Origin of the sequence: Streptomyces sp. NPDC088400, from assembly GCF_044753355.1 — a bacterium.
In the GTDB taxonomy this organism is placed as follows: domain Bacteria; phylum Actinomycetota; class Actinomycetes; order Streptomycetales; family Streptomycetaceae; genus Streptomyces.
Genome location: NZ_JBIVMZ010000008.1, coordinates 275,973 through 293,087, shown reverse-complemented (window position 1 = coordinate 293,087; position 17,115 = coordinate 275,973). Strand labels below are relative to the sequence as shown.

The window sequence follows — 17,115 nt, the reverse complement described above, 5'->3', positions numbered from 1 at the left end:
ATCTGAGGACAGATCCCCCTATCTCGGAGGTCGATGCAGTGGTCACGAACGAATTCCGTACATCGACCGGAACCGGCGACAAGGCCATCGTCCGGCTACGGATCTACCTGGCCCTGGACGCCGTCGTCACGGCGGTCAACGGCCTTGCCTACGTGGCGGCTTCCGGGCCGCTGGAACGATTGCTCGGGGTGGACAGCGGTCTGTTGTCCGGTCTCGGCGCCTTCCTGGTCCTGTACGGCGTGGTGGTGGGATACACGGCTGGACGGCCGCGCCCGCCGGCCGGTGCCGTGCGGGCGGTCGTCGGAATCAACCTCCTGTGGGCGGTGCTCAGCATCGCCGCGGTGGTGTTCGACTTCCTCGGCGCCAGTACCGCGGGGCAGGTCTGGACCGTGATGCAGGCGGTCGCGGTCGGCGGCTTCGCCGGACTTCAGTACAGGGCGCTGCGCCGGATCTCCTGCCGGTGAACCGATCCGAAAGCAGCTGAGTGCGACCACCTGTCGAGCGGATCGGGTTCGAGGGGAATCGCGAGGTAGCCGCCCTCAGCCGAGGGCTTGAAGGGCGTCGGCGGTCTCTGGATCGGCTGGGAGGAACGTTTCCAGAGCCAGTTCGGAGACGGTCACATCCATCGGTGTGTTGAAGGTGGTCACCGTCGAGATGAGGGACAGCACCCGTCCACCGGCCTCGATCCTGAGTGGCAGCGCGTAGGGGTGTGACTCCACCGGGTGCGGTGAGCCGGCGTCCGCCACCGCACCATCGGGCGCGGGGTACGCGCTGACCTCGTCGTACAGTCTGCGCAGCGCCGGGGACGAACGCATCGCGATCTGCTGCTCCAGGCGTTCGAGCAGATGCGTGCGCCATTCGGTCAGGTTGTGGATGCGGGGGGCGAGTCCCTGGGGGTGGAGCGTGAGCCGGATGGCGTTCATCGGTGGCCGCAGCAGATGTTCCGGCGTATCACCGAGCAGTATCCGGATCGCGCGGTTGGCCGCCACGATGTCGTGCACGCCATCCATGACCAGGGCCGGGTTGGGCTCGTGGGCCGTCAGAAGGAAGTCGAGCACCTTGCTGAGGGAGTGCATTGCCGGATGCCCCAATGGTGTCTGGGGATAGGCCGGCGCGTAACCGGCGGCGATTAGCAGGGCGTTACGGTCGCGCACGGGAACGCTCAGCTGCTCCGCCAGGCGGAGCAGCAGGTCCTGGCTCGGCCGGGACCTGCCGGTCTCGATGAAGCTGATGTGGCGGGCAGAACTGTCGGCCTTCAGGGCCAGTTCCATCTGACTGATCCGACGCTGCTTGCGCCAGTTTCTCAGCAGGGTCCCGACCGCGGCCCTGTTCACCCCTCCGATGACATCAGACGTCATGGCCCCTGCCCCTATCCCATTCCCCGTACGACCCGGCAGACAACGGTAACGCCGTTGGTGAGGAGTGAAGTTGACGGTCTATCGGATCCGTGTCGGGGCGTGTTCGGTGTGCCTTCCTTTACCTTTGGTGCCTCCCTTTTTGTTGTTCCTGGCTGGTGCGGGTCGATGAAGTCGGATACGAATTGGCCGCAGGAAACGCCATGTACATCTCCGGCCCTGCCTGGGCGAACCAGGCCGGGGCCGCAGCATCGGCCTCACCCTCTGCGCCAACGCGTACTCCCTCACCTGGCAGCGGATTGTCGGTCCGGGCGGGCTGTGGAACCCGCACTCGGTACGGACCTCGCGCCACCGGTTCGCGTAACTCCCATGCGTGCGGCGCGAGAATCGACTAGCGTTGTCCGCGTGTGAAATACGGCATAGGCCTTCTGTGATGCGGCGCCGGGCGCAACGCCCGCAGCGCCTGCCTGTCGAGCCCGGGTAGCCCTCCCTTACCGGTTGGCAAGGCGGCCCGCCCCCTCGTCACGCCCACGCGCCTCCGTTCCCCCTCTTCCACCTTCTTCGCCATGCACCGAGCCATGCACCGAGCCGTGCACCGAACCCGTCCCGCCTGCCCTCGCGCGGAGCGGACCGCTGTTCGGGCGCTTCGGTTTCCTTGGGAAAGGACCCAGATGACCCATCCCCACAGTTCCCCAACACCCCAGCGGCGCGCGGACTCCTTGAGGGCGGACTCCTTGATGGAGGATCACCTCGCGCCCACCAGCGAGTTCGACGGCGAGCAGTACGAGCGTGAGGAACGCGCCTCACTGCGCCGCGTCGCCGGTCTCTCCACCGAGCTGACCGATGTCGGCGAGGTCGAGTACCGCCAACTGCGCCTGGAGCGCGTCATTCTCGTCGGAGTATGGACGTCGGGGACGGCCGCCGAGGCGGACAGCTCCCTCGCCGAGCTGGCCGCGCTGGCCGAGACCGCCGGTGCCCTGGTGCTCGACGGGGTCGTCCAGCGGCGGCAGAAGCCCGATCCGTCGACGTACATCGGATCGGGCAAGGCCTCGGAATTACGCGACATCGTCGAGGAGACGGGCGCCGACACGGTGGTCTGCGACGGTGAACTCAGCCCCGGACAGCTGGTCCACCTCGAACAGGTCGTCGGGGTCAAGGTCGTCGACCGTACGGCCCTGATCCTGGACATCTTCGCGCAGCACGCCAAGTCCCGTGAGGGCAAGGCCCAGGTGGCGCTGGCGCAGATGCAGTACATGCTGCCGAGGCTGCGTGGCTGGGGCCAGTCGATGTCCCGGCAGATGGGCGGCGGGGGCGGCGGTGGCATGGCCACCCGCGGTCCCGGCGAGACGAAGATCGAGACCGACCGGCGGCAGATCCACGAGAGGATGGCGAAACTCCGCCGCCAGATCGACCAGTTGTCGACGGGACGGGAGGCCAAGAGGGAGGGACGCCGGCGCAACAGTGTGCTGTCGGTCGCTCTCGCGGGCTACACCAACGCCGGGAAGTCCTCGCTGCTGAACCGGCTCACCGGGGCCGGAGTCCTGGTGGAGAACGCCCTGTTCGCCACCTTGGACACCACCGTGCGCCGGGCCACGACACCGAGCGGCCGGAACTACACGATCGCCGACACCGTCGGCTTCGTACGGCATCTGCCGCACCAGCTCGTGGAGGCGTTCCGCTCCACGATCGACGAGGTCGCCGACGCGCATCTGGTCCTGCATGTGGTGGACGGATCACATCCGGATCCCCAGGCGCAGCTCGCCTCCGTCCGTGAGGTGCTCCGTGATGTCGGCGCCGCCGGGAGCACGGAGGTCGTGGTGATCAACAAGGCCGATGCCGCCGATCCCGAGGTGCTCTCCCGGCTTCTGGACGAGGAGCCGGAGGCGATCGTCGTCTCCGCGCGCACCGGGCAGGGCATCGAGGAGTTGCGGGCCCTCGTCGATGCCCGGCTGCCGCACCCCGCCGTGGAGGTCGAGGCCATGGTCCCGTACGGCGAGGGCGGTCTCGTCTCGCGGGCACACCGCGAGGGCGAGGTGCTCTCCGTGGAGCACACACCGCAGGGCACGGTGCTCAAGGCACGGGTGAACCCCGAGCTCGCGTCCGCGCTGAAGGCACACCTGCGGCCGTGAACCGGACGGGAGGGCCGGCCGGCGGCCCGGCTCTCCCGCCCGCGCCCCGCCCGCGCCCCGCCCGCGCCCCGCCCGCGCCCCGCCCGCGCCCCGTGCCGCTCCGGCCGGGTCCGAATCTCCCTTGCCGGGTTGCTCGTTGAGCACTTACGATTGGCGCTATGGGTTCTCTGTGATCAATGAGGATGCGGGGCGTTGAGTTCTACTCCGCCGCCGCTTCCGACCGCGCACTCCTGAAACACCGACACACCGGAGTCTTCCGTTGTGTCGGTGTGTTTCCGCCGGATACCCCCTGTCCTTACGGCCTTGTGGCCTGTCCCGGCGGTCTGCTGTGTGCGCGGTGCCATCACTCATCCTCAGTGGCGAACCAGGAGGGCCCCTGCATGCACCCATCACAACTCGCTCTGCATGACATCACCAAGCGCTACGGCGACCACGTCGTTCTCGACCGGGTCGGTTTCAACATCGGGCCGGGCGAGAAGGTCGGCGTGATCGGGGACAACGGATCCGGCAAGTCCACCCTGCTCAAGCTCATCGCGGGACGCGAGCAGGCCGACAACGGGGCGTTGACGGTGGTCGCGCCGGGAGGCGTCGGATATCTGCCGCAGACGCTGGCACTTCCGCCCGAGGCCACCGTGCAGGACGCGGTCGATCTGGCCCTGGCCGACCTGCGCGAGCTGGAGGCGGGGATGCGCGAGGCCGAGGCCGAGCTGGCCGAGCGGCCGTATCAGGCGGGGAAGGACCCCGGGCTCGACGCCATCCTCAAGCGTTACGCCGCTCTGGTCGAGCGGTACCAGGCCCGTGACGGCTACGAGGCCGACGCCCGGGTGGAGATCGCACTGCACGGGCTGGGGCTGCCGAAGCTGAGCCGGGACCGGTCGCTGGGCACCCTGTCCGGTGGCGAGCGGTCCCGGCTGGCCCTGGCGGCGACGCTGGCCTCGGTGCCCGAACTGCTGCTGCTGGACGAGCCGACCAACGACCTCGACGACCGGGCGGTCGGCTGGCTGGAGGAGCACCTGCGCCAGCATCACGGCACGGTCGTCGCGGTCACCCACGACCGGTTGTTCCTCGAACGGCTCACCAGCACGATCCTGGAGGTGGACGGCGGGAAGGTGTCCCGCTACGGGAACGGCTACGAGGGCTACCTCGCCGCCAAGGCCGCGGAGCGGCAGCGGCGACTGCGGGAGTACGAGGAGTGGCGAGCCGAGATGGACCGGAGCCGGGACCTGATCGCCTCCAACGTGGCGCGGCTGGACAACATCCCGCGCAAGCTGCCGTTCGCCGTGTTCGGGTCCGGTCAGTTCCGGTCGCGCGGACGAGGACACGGCGCCATGGTGCGCATCCGTAACGCCAAGGAGCGGGTCGCGCGGCTGAACGAGAACCCGGTCGCCGCACCGGCCGACCCGCTCTCCCTCACCGCGCGCATCAGCACCGCGGACACGGAGGCGCCGGAGGCGGTGGCCGAGATCACCGACGCCCGTGTCGGGGACCGGCTCGGCATCGCGTCCCTGTGCCTGAAGCGCGGTGAGCGGCTGCTGGTCACCGGTCCCAACGGGGCCGGCAAGACCACGCTTCTGCGGCTGCTCTCGGGAGAGTTGTCACCGGACAGCGGATCGGTGCGGGTGTCCGGCCGAGTGGGACACCTGCGGCAGGAGGAGACACCGTGGCCGCGCGGGCTGACCGTACCGCAGGCGTTCGCCCAGGGGCGGCCGGGCGATCCGGACGAACACACCGAAGTGCTGCTCTCGCTCGGCCTGTTCACCCCCTCCGACATGCGGCAGCGGGTGGAGGAGCTGTCGTACGGACAGCGCCGGCGGATCGAACTCGCCCGGCTGGTGAGCGATCCGGTGGATCTGCTGTTGCTGGACGAGCCCACCAACCACCTCTCGCCCGTGCTCGTCGAGGAACTGGAGCAGGCGCTGACGGGCTATCAGGGCACGGTGGTCGTCGTCACGCACGATCGCCGGATGCGGTCCCGGTTCACCGGGTCCCATCTGACGCTGCGCGACGGCGGTATCGCCGATTTCATCGAGGCCTGACGGGCGTTCGGGTGCGGGCGTCCGGCGACGGAAGCGGAGAGACGGGGCCGGAAGGGACGGGGCCGGAGAGACGGGGGCGGAGGGACGGATCTGATCCGCCCCGTTTCTCCGGCGCCGCGCCGGTTATGGGGAGGGCCGGCACCGGACGCGCCAGTGCCGGTCGCGGCACTAAGAGATTCCCGCCGATAATTTCCCAGAAGATCGCTTGCGGGGGCGGGGCGGCGTGCCTAGAGTAACGGCCGCGAGGTCAACTCGCGATCCAAACCGGGGGCGGATGTGGATTCATGGGAATCCTTGCCCATGCCCCCGCAAAAGGGGGAACTGTGCGAAAGAAAGTCGGAACGGTACTCGCCATCGTGGCTTCCACCGTTGCCGCAGGTGTGGTCGTGGCTCCCAGCGCTTCCGCGAGGGCGACGTACGTCTGCACCACATCGCATTCGGGAAACACCGGCTCCGCCAAGTGCGCTGACCTGGCGACGGTCGACCGCTACCGGGCCAAGGTGATCTGCACGGACATCCGTGGAGTGCAGACCACCTTCTTCGGCCCCTGGAAGCCCGGTCGCAGCGGTGAGTGGTCGAGCAAGACGTGCCCCGGCTCGGGGTTCTTCTACCATGTCGGCTTCCAAGTCGAACTGGGCTGAGGTCTCGCACACTGAGTATCAGTACTTATTGACTACGGGAACTACGGGAACTACGGGGAACGGGGAAACAATGAATAAGAAGAAGGCCGCCCTGGTCATTGCGGCGGTAATCATGGGCGCCGGCCTGGCCGCGCCTTCGGCCGTGGCGGCCGAGTCCGGCGTTCGGTCTGTGGACTGCAACACATGGTCCAAGGGAGAAACCGGCTACGTCTACTGCTCCGGACTCGGAGTCGTCGGTGCATTTCGGGCCAAGGTGGTCTGCACGGATATCCGAGGCGTAGAGACCACTGTCTATGGCCCGTGGGTCGGAAACGGCAAGACGACAAGTCGTGCGTGCCCCGGCTCGGGCTTTCTCGTCCGTGTCGGTGCGGACATCAGGGACTGACGTCGAGGGCTGACGTCGAGGGCTGACGTCGAGGGCTGAGGTCGAGGACTGGCGCCGAGGACCGCCGAGTTGGGGCGTGTCTGATCGCAAGGCGGCCGGGAGCCCTCGTAGCAGAGCTACCTGGGCTTCCGGCCAACACCGCGACGGGCGTTGTGCCCGCCCCCGCCCCTGCCCGTGTCCGCGTCCGAGCCGCGGCTCAGTGTGAGCGCATAGCAGGCGAGTCCGATCAGGACGGCCGTGAAGTGGCCGAGGTCGGTGAAGGTGCGGCCGGTGATCAGCGGGATGCCGTAGAAGATCAGTACGGCGCCGAGGTACGGCAGGTGCCAGGGGCGGGGCACGCGGTACGTGAGGACGCCGACGACCCCCGCGAGGGCGTAACTCACCCCGATGTCCAGGGTGTTGACGGCGGACTGCGGGGCATGGCCGTTCAGGATCGCCCAGTTGAGGACGCCTTCGCTGATGAGCGTGGCGCCGACATGGGCGAGGGCGGCGACGGCGAGCCAGCGCGCGGTGCCGAGCCAGTGTTCGGCGGGGGCGTGGAAGACGGTGTAGAGCAGGGCGTACGGGATCCAGGAGCCGCCGTCGATCCAGAAGGCGCTGGCGATCAGCACCCGGACCGGGTTGGTGGACAGCTCGTGGATGTTGGTCGAGCGCTGGAGCAGGAACTCCCTCTCGAACTCCGGCGACATGCGGTGCAGAGCGACGGTGGTGACGAAGAGGGCTGCCAGCCAGAGATAGGTGCCGGGGGCGCTCGTGATCCAGACGCGGACCGCGCGGACCGTGCGGAGGAAGCGGCGCATGGTCCGATTCACCCACGGTCGTAGGATTTGAGGCGTGATCGACATTCCGGTGGAGCTGGCGGAAACGCAGTCGAAGTTCTTCGGGGAGGCGGGTCGCGCGTTCGTCCGGGCACTGCCGGGCCGGGCGGCGGACTTCCTGGAGCGGTGGGAGCTGCGGCTCACCGGGCCTTCGCTGCACGGCATGTGCGCGCTGGTGCTGCCGGTGGAGTGCGCGGACGGTACGCCCGCGATGCTGAAGCTTCAGTATCTGGACGGCGAGTCGGACGGCGAGCCGGTGGCGCTGCGCGTGTGGGACGGCGACGGTGCGGTACGGCTGCTGCGGTCCGACGACGTGACGGGCACGATGCTGCTGGAGCGGTTGCATACGCGGGACCTGAACGGGGTGGATTCCCGGGAGGCGGTCCGGATTCTGGCGGAGCTGCTGGCGCACCTCACGGCGTTCGAGGCGCCGGAGGGGATGCGCACCCTGGGTGACATCGCCGCGCGGATGATCGACGACGTACCGGTGGTGTCGAAGTCCCTGCCGGACGAGGGCGAGCGACGGCTGCTGCGGGACTGCGCGGCTGCGCTGCGCGAGGTGGTGGGCGAGCCGGGAGACCGGCTGCTGCACTGGGACCTGCATTACGAGAACGTCCTGGCGTCGGACCGGGAGCCGTGGCTGGCGATCGACCCGAAACCGCTGGCGGGCGACCCGGGTTTCGACCTGATGCCGGCTCTCGACAACCGTTTTGACGCCTCGGAGACGCTGTGGCGCTTCGATCTGATGACGGAGGTGCTGGGCCTGGACCGGGAGCGCGCGCGGGCGTGGACGCTGGGGCGGGTGCTCCAGAACAGCTTGTGGCACGTACTGGACGGGGAGCGGGCGCTGGATCCGGACCAGGTGTCCATCGCCCGGTCGCTGCTGGCGCCGTAGGCCGGTGAGGAGGCAGGCTGCGGGCATGATCCGTACTGCCACAGCCGCCGATGTTCCCGTGATCTACGCGATGATCAGGGAACTGGCCGCGTATGAGAAGTCCTCCGACGAGGTGCGTGTGACCGAGGAGCAGCTGCATGAGGCGCTGTTCGGGGAGCGCCCCGCCGTATACGCGCATGTCGCCGAGGCGGACGACGACGGGGACGGGGACGGGGGCCGGGGCAGGGACCGCGAAGTCGTGGGGTTCGCCCTGTGGTTCCTCAATTTCTCGACGTGGCGCGGGGTCCACGGCATCTACCTGGAAGACCTGTACGTACGCCCCGACCGGCGCGGCGGCGGACACGGCAAGGCGCTGCTGACGGAGCTGGCGCGGATCTGCGTCGAGCGCGGCTACGAACGGCTCGAATGGTCGGTCCTCGACTGGAACGCGCCCGCCATCGACTTCTACAGGTCGGTCGGAGCGGTGCCGATGGACGAGTGGACCGTGAACCGCCTGACGGACGACGCGCTCCGCAAGCTGGGTACGTCCGAGCCGGCCGGGTAGGGAAGCGGCCCCGGCCGCCGTCCGCCTGCCGGGTTGGCGGAGAGAGCCGGTGGGGTCACTTCGCGCTCCGGGCGGGGAGGAAATCACGACCGGCTTCCTCCCAGCTGATAGTCCCTTCCTTCCATCGCAGGTCAGCGGTCTGCCCTGGGGGAACGGCGTGGTGCCGCGCCGTGGAACTTAGTGGACCGGTCGGCTAGTTTCGGTGGTGCGGCACGGATGGGCGATCGCTCCTGGTCCAGTTCCTCAAGGAGATCCGCCATCAGTGCGTACACCAGGGAGTCCTGCCATCCGGGCGGGGTTTCCATGCCCAAACTCAGTTCTGTCCCTCCGGCCGTCCTCGCTGTCGGAGCCGTGTTCCCTTCAAGCCCGGAGTAAAGCGATGAACGACAACAGGCATCAGGACGGCATCCACCCCTTCCCGGCCGGTATGCGGTCGCGTGAGATCGAAACCAACGGCGCCAAGATCCACGTACGCGTCGGCGGGGACGGCCCAGCGGTCGTCATGCTGCACGGCTTCGGCACGACGGGTGACATGTGGGGTCATCTGGCGAGCGCACTCATCGAGGACCACACGGTAGTCGTGCCCGACCTGCGTGGGCTGGGCCTCTCGTCGAAGCCTGATGGCGGCTACGACAAGAAGAATCAGGCGGCGGACGTGTGGGGCGTCCTGGATGCCCTGGGTGTGCGTACGGCCGAATTGGTCACGCACGACATCGGCATCATGGTCGGCTTCGCGGCTGTCGCCACCCACCCCGAGCGCGTGAGCCGATGGGTGGCGATCGATGCGCCGCTGCCCGGCATCGGACCCTGGGATCAGATCACACGGGATCCGGCCATGTGGCACTTCGGTTTCGGTGGCCATGACATGGAGCGCCTCGTCGCCGGCCGCGAGCGCATCTATCTCGACCGCTTCTGGAACGAACTCTCCGTGGACCCGAAGCGGTTTGACGAAGCGAAGCGCCAGCACTATGCGGCGCTCTACGCGCAACCGGGCGCGATGCGAGCGAGCTTCGCCCAGTTCCTGGCGTTCAGCCAGGACGCGGCCGACAACAGGGCGTTCCTCGCGCAGGGCAAGCTCCAGATGCCGGTCTTGGCCTTCGGCGGCGAAGCTACGTTCGGCCCTGCGATCGGCGAGGTGATCCGGTGCGTCGCCGATGACGTCGAAGACGCGATCATCCCGGACTGCGGGCACTGGATCACAGAGGAGCAGCCGCAGGCGACGACAGACCTGGTCGTCGACTTCCTGCGCCGGGCACGGTGAGGGCGGTCCCTGCTTCGAGCCCGATGCCCGGTCGGGTATGAACGCCGGGGCGCGCCGGAGGTCGGTCAGACCGCGACGCTCTCCTCGCCCCGGCGCGGGGAGCGGGCCGTGACCAGCGTCATGGCCAGGATCGCCGCGACCACCATGATGATCGCCGCCCAGCCGATGGCGACGGTGAAGCCGTGGACGGTGCCCGTGGCCACGATGCGGGCCTTCTCGGCCGGGGTGAGGCCGCCCTGCCGCGCGGCCTGGGCGAGGTGGCTCGCCAGGTAGGTGCTCGTCGTGGTCGTCGCGATGGTGTTGAGCAGGGACGTACCGATGGAACCGCCGACCTGCTGCGCCGTGTTCACGGTCGCGGAGGTGACACCGGCGTCCTTCGGGGCGACTCCGGAGGTGGCCACGGACATGACCGGCAGGAAAGTGAGTCCCATGCCGAAGCCGAGCATCAGCGTGCCGGGCAGGATGTGGGCGGCGTAGCTGGAGTGGGTGTCGATGAAGGTCAGGGTGTACAGCCCGCCGGCGGCGAGCAGCAGCCCGGGGCCCATCAGGAGCCGTGGCGGTACGAAGTGCAGCAGGCGGGCCGCGACCTGTGTCGACGCGATGATGATCGCGGCGCACATCGGCAGGAAGGCGATCCCTGTCCTGAGGGGTGAGTAGCCGAGGATGTTCTGCAGGAAGAACGTCATGAACAGGAACAGGCCGAACATGCCGATCGTCGTCAGGCACATCGTGAGTACGGAGCCGCCCCGGTTGCGGTTGCCGATGACGTGCGGCGGGAGCAGCGGGCTCGGCGCGCGGGTCTGCCACCAGGCGAAGACCGAGAGGAGCGCGACGGCGCCGCAGAGCAGGCCGAGGACGAGCGGCGCGGACCAGCCATGGGATTCGGCCTCGCTGAACCCGTAGACGAGGGCCACCAGTCCGCCGCAGCCGAGGATGACACCGGGGATGTCGAGCCGTACTTCCCGGTGAGCGGCCCGGTCGTGCAGCAGTGTGAGGGCGCCGAGGACGGCGAGGGCGGCGATCGGGACATTGACGTACAGGCACCAGCGCCAGGAGAGGTACTCGGTGAGGATCCCGCCGAGGAGCAGACCCATGGCGGCGCCGCCGCCCGCGATGGCGCTGTAGATGCCGAAGGCCTTGGCGCGTTCCCTGCCGTTGCTGAAGGTGGTGGTGAGCAGGGACAGCGCGGAGGGGGCGAGGAGGGCGGCGAACGCGCCCTGGAGCGCGCGGGCCGCGAAGAGCATGGTGGGGTTCTCGGCCGCGCCGCCGAACGCGGAGGCGGCGGCGAAGCCGATGAGTCCGATGATGAAGGTCCGTTTACGGCCGACGAGGTCGGCGACCCGGCCGCCGAGCAGCAGCAGTCCGCCGAAGGCGAGGGTGTAGGCGGTGATGACCCATTGCCGGTTGCCGTTGGTGAGGCCGAGCTGGCGCTGGGCGGACGGCAGGGCGATGTTCACGATGGTGGCGTCGAGTACGACCATCAGCTGGGCCATGGCGATGACGGCCAGGCCCCACCAGCGGTGGGCGTCCTGTTCACTCTCCGCCGGGGCGTCGGGTGGGACGTCGGGTGTGACTGGGTCGCTCATAGAGATCTTCCTTCGCAGTGGATCTCCGTCGGATCGCTGACAGACCTCCGCCCAGAACACCATGAATCGGATCTCTTCGCCCCCGCGCGGCGTCATGCTCCTCCAGCACCTCGTCCGTTTATCGCTCGCCCTATCGCTCGTTCGTTCGCCCACGCGCCGCAGTCATATGACGAGTGCTTGCCAACTGGATGGGACATGGAGGCGTTGTCAGTGCCGTGCGTCACCATGGGGCCATGGCACGAAAGGCGACGGCGAGGAGCGGTGTGAGCGGGGCTTCAGCGGGGCGATCGGCGAGGGCGGCGGTGAGGGTTTCGCCGAAGCGGGCGGAGGTGCTGCTGCCTCCGTTGAGTCCTTACGGCGGTGGGCTCGATCCGGATGGTGACTACGACGGGCTTGAGTTCAAGGACCTCGACCTGACGGGGCAGGAGGGCCCTGGGGCGCGATTCATCGATTGCTCGCTGGACGGCTGCGGGCTGGACGAGACGGCGCTGGGGCGGGCGCGGTTCATCGATTCCGTACTGAGCGGTGTCCGGGGCGTCGGTACGGACCTGGCGGGGGCGTCGCTGCGTGACGTCGAGATCGTGGACGCACGTCTGGGCGGGGTGCAGTTGCACGGCGCCGTGCTGGAGCGGGTGCTGATCCGGGGCGGGAAGATCGACTACCTGAATCTCCGGAAGGCCCGGCTGAAGGACGTGGTGTTCGAGGGCTGCGTCCTGTCCGAACCGGACTTCGGGGGCGCGGAGTTGACCCGGGTGGAGTTCCGTGACTGTGTGCTGAGAAGGGCCGACCTGAGCGGGGTGCGGATGAAGGACGTCGATCTGCGGACGGTCGCCGAGCTGGATATCGCGCGGGGGCTGGACCGGCTGGCGGGCGCGGTGATCAACTCGGCCCAACTGCTGCAACTGGCCCCGGCGTTCGCGGCGCAGATAGGGGTGCGCGTGGAGGACGGGGTGTAGAGGCCGCAGCCGCACAGGACCATGGCCGCCCCGAGCTTGCCCGGTGCCGGTGCCGGTGCCGGTGGTGGAGGTGGTGGTGGTGGCACCGGCGTGAAGGCTGCGGCTCGGTCTCAGACGCGGGTGAAGCGCGCCTGAAGGTCCCAGACGATCGGGTTGTCGGCCAGGCCCTCGTGCATGTCGGCGAGATCCGCGATCAGATCGTGCAGGAAGTCCCGGGCCTCCCGGCGCAGCAGCCGGTGGCTGAAGGTCAGCGGGGGCTCGTCGCCGGGCATCCAGTCGGCCTCCACATCGACCCAGCCGAAGCGCCGCTGGAACAGCATGCGGTCCGAGGACTCGGTGAAGTCCAGCTCGGCGTACTGCGGCTTGGCCGCGCGGCTGCCGCGCGGGTCGCGGTCGAGCTGCTCGACGATGTCGCACAGCGCCCACGCGAAATCGAGTACCGGCACCCATCCCCAGGCCGTGGACACCTCGCGGTCCGCGTGCGTGTCCGCGAGATAGACGTCCCCGCAGAAGAGGTCGTGCCGCAGAGCCTGGACGTCCGCGAGGCGGTAGTCGGTCTGCGGGGGATCGGGGAAGCGGCGGGAGAGGGAGTAGCCGATGTCGAGCACGGGCTAGATGGTGTCACGGACGGAGTAATGCCGGCGGCCGTGGATCCGGCCGGACGCCACTGGCCTGCGGATACGTGATGGAGATCATCACCGTCGCACGACGGGCCTGAGTCAAGGCCGGTACGGGCCCGAACCAAGGCGCAGGCCCGTACCGGCGGACTTACGATCGCTGCGTGGACCAGCGCACTCCAGCAGCTCCAGCAGTCTCAGCAGCTCCACTCGTCACAGCAGCCACAGCCGCAGCCCTCGCGCTGTTCCTCCTCGTCGGCTGTACCGCCGATGCCGCCGAGCACGGCACGCGGGGCGCCGCCGGCGTCGGCGATCGCTACTTCCCGCGCCTCGGCAACGGCGGCTACGACGTCCAGCACTACGGCCTGGAACTCGACTACGTCCCGTCCACCGGCCGGCTCAAGGGCACCGCCGCGATCACCGCCCGCGCCACACAGGACCTCAGCGCCTTCAATCTCGACTTCGCCGGGATGACCGTCGATTCCGTGACCGTCGGGGGCAAGAAGGCCACCGTCCACCGGGCCGGTACGGAACTCACCCTGCGCCCCCGCGCCGTCCTCTCCCGCGGCGACACGTTCCGTACGGTCGTCCGTTACGCCGGCGTACCGCGTCGCATCACGGACCCCGACGAGTCGCACGAGGGCTGGCTCAGGAAGGGGGACCGGGCGGTCGGGCTGGGGGAGCCGACGGGCTCGATGGCGTGGTTCCCGGGTAATCACCATCCGAGCGACAAGGCGTCGTACGACATCCGGATCACCGTGCCCGAGGGCGTGAAGGCCATCTCCAACGGTGAGTTGAGGAGCGAGCGTACGTCCGCCGGCCGCACCGCCTTCGCCTGGCACTCGGCGGAGCCGATGGCGAGCTATCTGGCCACGGTGGCCATCGGCCCGTACAAGACGAATGAGGTGAAGGGGAAGAAGGGAACGAAGGGGGTCAAGGTGACCGAGGGGGCCAAGGCAGCCAAGGTTCCGAAGTCGGCGAAGACTCCGAAGGGGCAAGCGGCGGTGCCGGTGGTGCCTCTCTACACGGCGGTCGATCCGACCGCCGCCGAGGACGGCGCGGAACTGCTCGCGGAACTCCCCGGGATCATCGAATGGGAGACGAAGACCTTCGGCCCGTACCCCTTCTCCTCCGCCGGCGTGATCATCGGCCGTGAGGACGACTCCGAATACGCCCTGGAAACTCAGACCAAGCCGTTCCTCCCCGGCCCGACCAGCGTTGGCACGCTGGTCCACGAGGTGGCCCATCAGTGGTTCGGCAACTCCGTGACCCCCAAGTCCTGGCAGGACATGTGGCTCAACGAGGGCTTCGCGGAGTACGCGGAGTGGCTCTGGGAGGAACACTCCGACGACATACCGGTCCAGCAGAGCTTCGACGAGGCGTACGGCGACGACGACAACTGGGCCTTCCCGCCGGGCCGTCCGCCCTCCGCGGCGAACATCTCCGACTCGCCGGTCTACGGGCGCGGCGCCATGGTCCTCCACCGGGTGCGGGTGGCCGTGGGCGACGAGGCCTTCTTCCGCATCGTGCGCGGCTGGCTGCGGACGCACCGGCACGGCAATGTCAGCACCGACGACTTCACGGCGTACGTGGAGAAGGAGTCGGGCCAGGATCTCCGCGGGGTGTGGGACGCCTGGCTGTACGGCGACAGCAAGCCGACCGTCGTCTGATCCCGGGCGGCACCCCGGGCGGCACCCCGGGCTGTGCACCCGGCAGCGCGCGGGCGGGTGGCCCCAGGCTGGGCCGGGGGTCACCCGCTCTCAACGCGACGTACTACGGGCTACGGGCTACGGGTCAGAGGTTGACGCCGAAGTCCGTGGCGATGCCCGCCAGGCCCGAGGCGTAGCCCTGGCCGACCGCGCGGAACTTCCACTCCGCACCGTTGCGGTACAGCTCGCCGAAGACCATGGCGGTCTCGGTGGCGGCGTCCTCGCTCAGGTCGTAGCGGGCGATCTCCGCGCCGCCGGCCTGGTTGACGATGCGGATGTACGCGTTCCGCACCTGGCCGAAGTTCTGGCTGCGGCTCTCGGCGTCGTAGATGGAGACCGGGAAGACGATCTTGTCGATCTCGGCGGGCAGGCCCGCGAGGTTGACGTTGATCGCCTCGTCGTCGCCGGCGCCCTCGCCGGTGCGGTTGTCACCCGTGTGGACGATCGTCTGGTCCGGCGTCGACTTGTTGTTGAAGAAGACGAAGTGGCCGTCGGAGAAGACCTTCCCGTCCGCCTTCACCGCGATCGCCGAGGCGTCGAGGTCGAAGTCGGTGCCGGTGGTGGTACGGACGTCCCAGCCGAGGCCGACCGTGACGGCGGTCAGGCCCGGTGCCTCCTTGGTGAGCGAGACGTTGCCGCCCTTGGACAGGCTTACAGCCATGGGGATGTCCCTTTCGTTGTCGAGTGCGGGCTCCGAGTCGTCCCGAAGCTACCGTCACCCGGCATAACGCTGGCAGAGGTCCGAGAGGTTCCAGACCTCTTTGCTTTCTTTACCGAACCTGAGGGCGCGCCCGGAAAAAGAGGGTGACGCGAGTGGCGCGGGCACGCGACCATGGAGGCATGTCCGGGCCTCCTTATGTCATCCGCGGTTCGGTCTCCCTGCCGGAGGCCGAGCTGATGTGGCGTTTTTCGCGCTCCTCGGGACCCGGCGGCCAGCACGTCAACACCAGTGACTCGAAGGCGGAGCTCCGGTTCGATCTCGCGAAGACGGAGGCGCTCCCTCCGGTGTGGAAGGAGCGGGCGCTGGAGCGGCTCGACGGCCGGCTCGCGGGTGGCGTGATCACCGTAAGCGCGTCGGAGCACCGTTCCCAGTGGCGCAACCGCGAGACGGCGGCGGTGCGGCTCGCGTCCCTGCTCGCGGAGGCCACGGCCCCGCCCCCGAGGGCACGCCGGAAGTCGAAGATCCCGCGCGGTATCAACGAACGCAGGCTGCGGGAGAAGAAGCAGCGCTCGGAGACCAAGCGCGGCCGCACGGGCCGAGGCTGGACGTAAGCCCGCGAGCCCGTAAACCCCTCCTCGTCCTCCAGCTGCCGGTTCTGCTGCTAGTTCTGCCCCAACTGCCGGTACCGCCCCTTGAAGTACGTCAGCGGGCCGCCCTCCGCGAGCGGCAGATCCGCCGTCAGTACCCGGCCGATGACCAGCGTGTGGTCGCCCGCCTCGACCCGCTGTTCCGTACGGCACTCCAGCACCGCCAGCGACCCCTCGATCAGGGGCGCGCCGCTCACCTCTCCCCGCCGGTACCGGAGGTCCTGGAACAGCAGCCGGTCGCTGATCCTGCCCTTCATCGAGAACCGGCCCGCGATCTGCCGCTGGTTCTCGCCGAGCAGCGAGGCGGCCCACAGCGGCTGTTCGAGGAGCAGGTCGTCCATCCGGGAGCCGTTGCGCACGCTGACCAGCACCAGCGGCGGATCCAGGGAGACCGACATGAAGGCGGTCGCCGTCATGCCGGCGTCCTCGCCGCGCGGTCCGTCCGCGCTCAAGGCCGGCTCATGTGCCGTCACCAGCACGACACCCGCCGTGAGTCGGGAAAGGGCGGCACGGAACTCGTCGTTACTCACCCCTTCAGGATGGGGCACGGCCTCGCCGACAGTGGCGGACCGTGAAGCGGGCTGGGAAGCGGGGGTCGTCTGGGACACGAGGGAGACGCTAGTCTCGTCCGTCCCGCGCCCGCATCGGGCCAGGGGACCAGCCTGGTCCTAGGACCTCCCCGGCAGCCGACCACGCAGCCGACCCGGCAGTCGACCCGACCGCCGACCACCCAGCCAGGCGCCCGACAAAGGCTCGACAAGGGGCCGAACAAGCGGCCGAACAAGCGGCCGAAGGGCCCGGCTGCGGATCGAAGTACCCGAGCGCCGCCCCACAGGTGCCCGGAAGCGCCGCCCGGAGGCGCCCGGAAGTGCCGC

17 protein-coding genes are annotated in these 17,115 nt (G+C 69.0%); 11 read left to right on the top strand and 6 right to left on the bottom strand.

Annotated elements, in window-relative coordinates:
* Positions 1-38 precede the first annotated feature (38 nt).
* Complete coding sequence (locus ACIQD6_RS21905) at positions 39-464, top strand: hypothetical protein (protein WP_401884772.1); 426 nt, start codon at positions 39-41, stop codon at positions 462-464.
* A 75-nt stretch (positions 465-539) separates the two neighbouring features.
* Here the strand turns inward: ACIQD6_RS21905 and ACIQD6_RS21900 are convergent, their stop codons facing one another.
* A complete protein-coding gene (locus ACIQD6_RS21900; protein ID WP_401884770.1) occupies positions 540-1,358 on the bottom strand; it encodes a helix-turn-helix domain-containing protein in 819 nt (272 codons plus the stop codon).
* 668 nt (positions 1,359-2,026) lie between these two features.
* Here ACIQD6_RS21900 and hflX point away from each other — a divergent pair.
* From hflX to ACIQD6_RS21880, 4 genes are all read left to right on the top strand, one after another.
* On the top strand, positions 2,027-3,484 hold the full coding sequence (gene hflX, locus ACIQD6_RS21895) for a GTPase HflX (protein ID WP_401884768.1): 1,458 nt from the start codon (positions 2,027-2,029) through the stop codon (positions 3,482-3,484).
* Between the two features lie 380 nt (positions 3,485-3,864).
* Positions 3,865-5,520, top strand: coding sequence for an ABC-F type ribosomal protection protein Car(A) (gene car(A), locus ACIQD6_RS21890; RefSeq protein ID WP_401884766.1), 1,656 nt, complete (start codon positions 3,865-3,867; stop codon positions 5,518-5,520).
* A 323-nt stretch (positions 5,521-5,843) separates the two neighbouring features.
* The gene (locus ACIQD6_RS21885; RefSeq protein ID WP_401884764.1) at positions 5,844-6,161 is read left to right on the top strand and encodes a hypothetical protein; all 318 of its coding nucleotides are present in this window, start codon (positions 5,844-5,846) and stop codon (positions 6,159-6,161) included.
* Between the two features lie 70 nt (positions 6,162-6,231).
* Entirely contained in the window at positions 6,232-6,546 is a 315-nt protein-coding gene (locus tag ACIQD6_RS21880) for a hypothetical protein (protein ID WP_401884762.1), read from the top strand.
* Between the two features lie 116 nt (positions 6,547-6,662).
* On the opposite strand, the gene ACIQD6_RS21875 is transcribed toward ACIQD6_RS21880, so the two are convergent.
* Positions 6,663-7,346, bottom strand: a complete 684-nt coding sequence (locus tag ACIQD6_RS21875) for a rhomboid-like protein (RefSeq protein ID WP_401884761.1) — start codon at positions 7,344-7,346, stop codon at positions 6,663-6,665.
* 34 nt (positions 7,347-7,380) lie between these two features.
* Here ACIQD6_RS21875 and ACIQD6_RS21870 point away from each other — a divergent pair, with 34 nt between their 5' ends.
* From ACIQD6_RS21870 to ACIQD6_RS21860, 3 genes are all read left to right on the top strand, one after another.
* Positions 7,381-8,259 (top strand): aminoglycoside phosphotransferase family protein, encoded by an 879-nt coding sequence (locus tag ACIQD6_RS21870; RefSeq protein ID WP_401884759.1) that lies wholly within the window; start codon positions 7,381-7,383, stop codon positions 8,257-8,259.
* A gap of 25 nt (positions 8,260-8,284) precedes the next feature.
* Positions 8,285-8,803, top strand: coding sequence for a GNAT family N-acetyltransferase (locus tag ACIQD6_RS21865; RefSeq protein ID WP_401884758.1), 519 nt, complete (start codon positions 8,285-8,287; stop codon positions 8,801-8,803).
* A gap of 379 nt (positions 8,804-9,182) precedes the next feature.
* The gene (locus ACIQD6_RS21860) at positions 9,183-10,064 is read left to right on the top strand and encodes an alpha/beta fold hydrolase (protein WP_401884757.1); all 882 of its coding nucleotides are present in this window, start codon (positions 9,183-9,185) and stop codon (positions 10,062-10,064) included.
* Positions 10,065-10,129: 65 nt separating this feature from the next.
* Here the strand turns inward: ACIQD6_RS21860 and ACIQD6_RS21855 are convergent, their stop codons facing one another.
* Entirely contained in the window at positions 10,130-11,650 is a 1,521-nt protein-coding gene (locus tag ACIQD6_RS21855) for an MFS transporter (protein WP_401884755.1), read from the bottom strand.
* Positions 11,651-11,883: 233 nt separating this feature from the next.
* On the opposite strand from ACIQD6_RS21855, the gene ACIQD6_RS21850 reads away from it, so the two are divergent.
* Positions 11,884-12,606, top strand: coding sequence for a pentapeptide repeat-containing protein (locus ACIQD6_RS21850; RefSeq protein WP_401884754.1), 723 nt, complete (start codon positions 11,884-11,886; stop codon positions 12,604-12,606).
* Positions 12,607-12,716: 110 nt separating this feature from the next.
* Here the strand turns inward: ACIQD6_RS21850 and ACIQD6_RS21845 are convergent, their stop codons facing one another.
* A complete protein-coding gene (locus ACIQD6_RS21845) occupies positions 12,717-13,214 on the bottom strand; it encodes a hypothetical protein (RefSeq protein WP_401884753.1) in 498 nt (165 codons plus the stop codon).
* Positions 13,215-13,387: 173 nt separating this feature from the next.
* Here ACIQD6_RS21845 and ACIQD6_RS21840 point away from each other — a divergent pair, with 173 nt between their 5' ends.
* Positions 13,388-14,893 (top strand): M1 family metallopeptidase, encoded by a 1,506-nt coding sequence (locus ACIQD6_RS21840; RefSeq protein ID WP_401884751.1) that lies wholly within the window; start codon positions 13,388-13,390, stop codon positions 14,891-14,893.
* A gap of 124 nt (positions 14,894-15,017) precedes the next feature.
* Here the strand turns inward: ACIQD6_RS21840 and ACIQD6_RS21835 are convergent, their stop codons facing one another.
* Positions 15,018-15,593, bottom strand: coding sequence for a TerD family protein (locus ACIQD6_RS21835; RefSeq protein WP_401884750.1), 576 nt, complete (start codon positions 15,591-15,593; stop codon positions 15,018-15,020).
* A 179-nt stretch (positions 15,594-15,772) separates the two neighbouring features.
* Between ACIQD6_RS21835 and arfB the strand changes: the two genes are divergently transcribed.
* Positions 15,773-16,204, top strand: coding sequence for an alternative ribosome rescue aminoacyl-tRNA hydrolase ArfB (arfB, locus tag ACIQD6_RS21830; protein WP_401884748.1), 432 nt, complete (start codon positions 15,773-15,775; stop codon positions 16,202-16,204).
* A gap of 50 nt (positions 16,205-16,254) precedes the next feature.
* On the opposite strand, the gene ACIQD6_RS21825 is transcribed toward arfB, so the two are convergent.
* Positions 16,255-16,848, bottom strand: coding sequence for a flavin reductase family protein (locus tag ACIQD6_RS21825; RefSeq protein WP_401884747.1), 594 nt, complete (start codon positions 16,846-16,848; stop codon positions 16,255-16,257).
* Between the last annotated feature and the right edge of the window lie 267 nt (positions 16,849-17,115).

Coding starts and splice junctions, on each gene's coding strand:
- ACIQD6_RS21865 (WP_401884758.1), top strand. CDS start 8,285: ATGATCCGTACTGCCACAGCCGCCGATGTTCCCGTGATCTACGCGATG.
- ACIQD6_RS21880 (WP_401884762.1), top strand. CDS start 6,232: ATGAATAAGAAGAAGGCCGCCCTGGTCATTGCGGCGGTAATCATGGGC.
- ACIQD6_RS21850 (WP_401884754.1), top strand. CDS start 11,884: ATGGCACGAAAGGCGACGGCGAGGAGCGGTGTGAGCGGGGCTTCAGCG.
- hflX (WP_401884768.1), top strand. CDS start 2,027: ATGACCCATCCCCACAGTTCCCCAACACCCCAGCGGCGCGCGGACTCC.
- ACIQD6_RS21835 (WP_401884750.1), bottom strand. CDS start 15,593: ATGGCTGTAAGCCTGTCCAAGGGCGGCAACGTCTCGCTCACCAAGGAG.
- ACIQD6_RS21860 (WP_401884757.1), top strand. CDS start 9,183: ATGAACGACAACAGGCATCAGGACGGCATCCACCCCTTCCCGGCCGGT.
- ACIQD6_RS21875 (WP_401884761.1), bottom strand. CDS start 7,346: ATGCGCCGCTTCCTCCGCACGGTCCGCGCGGTCCGCGTCTGGATCACG.
- arfB (WP_401884748.1), top strand. CDS start 15,773: ATGTCCGGGCCTCCTTATGTCATCCGCGGTTCGGTCTCCCTGCCGGAG.
- ACIQD6_RS21900 (WP_401884770.1), bottom strand. CDS start 1,358: ATGACGTCTGATGTCATCGGAGGGGTGAACAGGGCCGCGGTCGGGACC.
- ACIQD6_RS21855 (WP_401884755.1), bottom strand. CDS start 11,650: ATGAGCGACCCAGTCACACCCGACGTCCCACCCGACGCCCCGGCGGAG.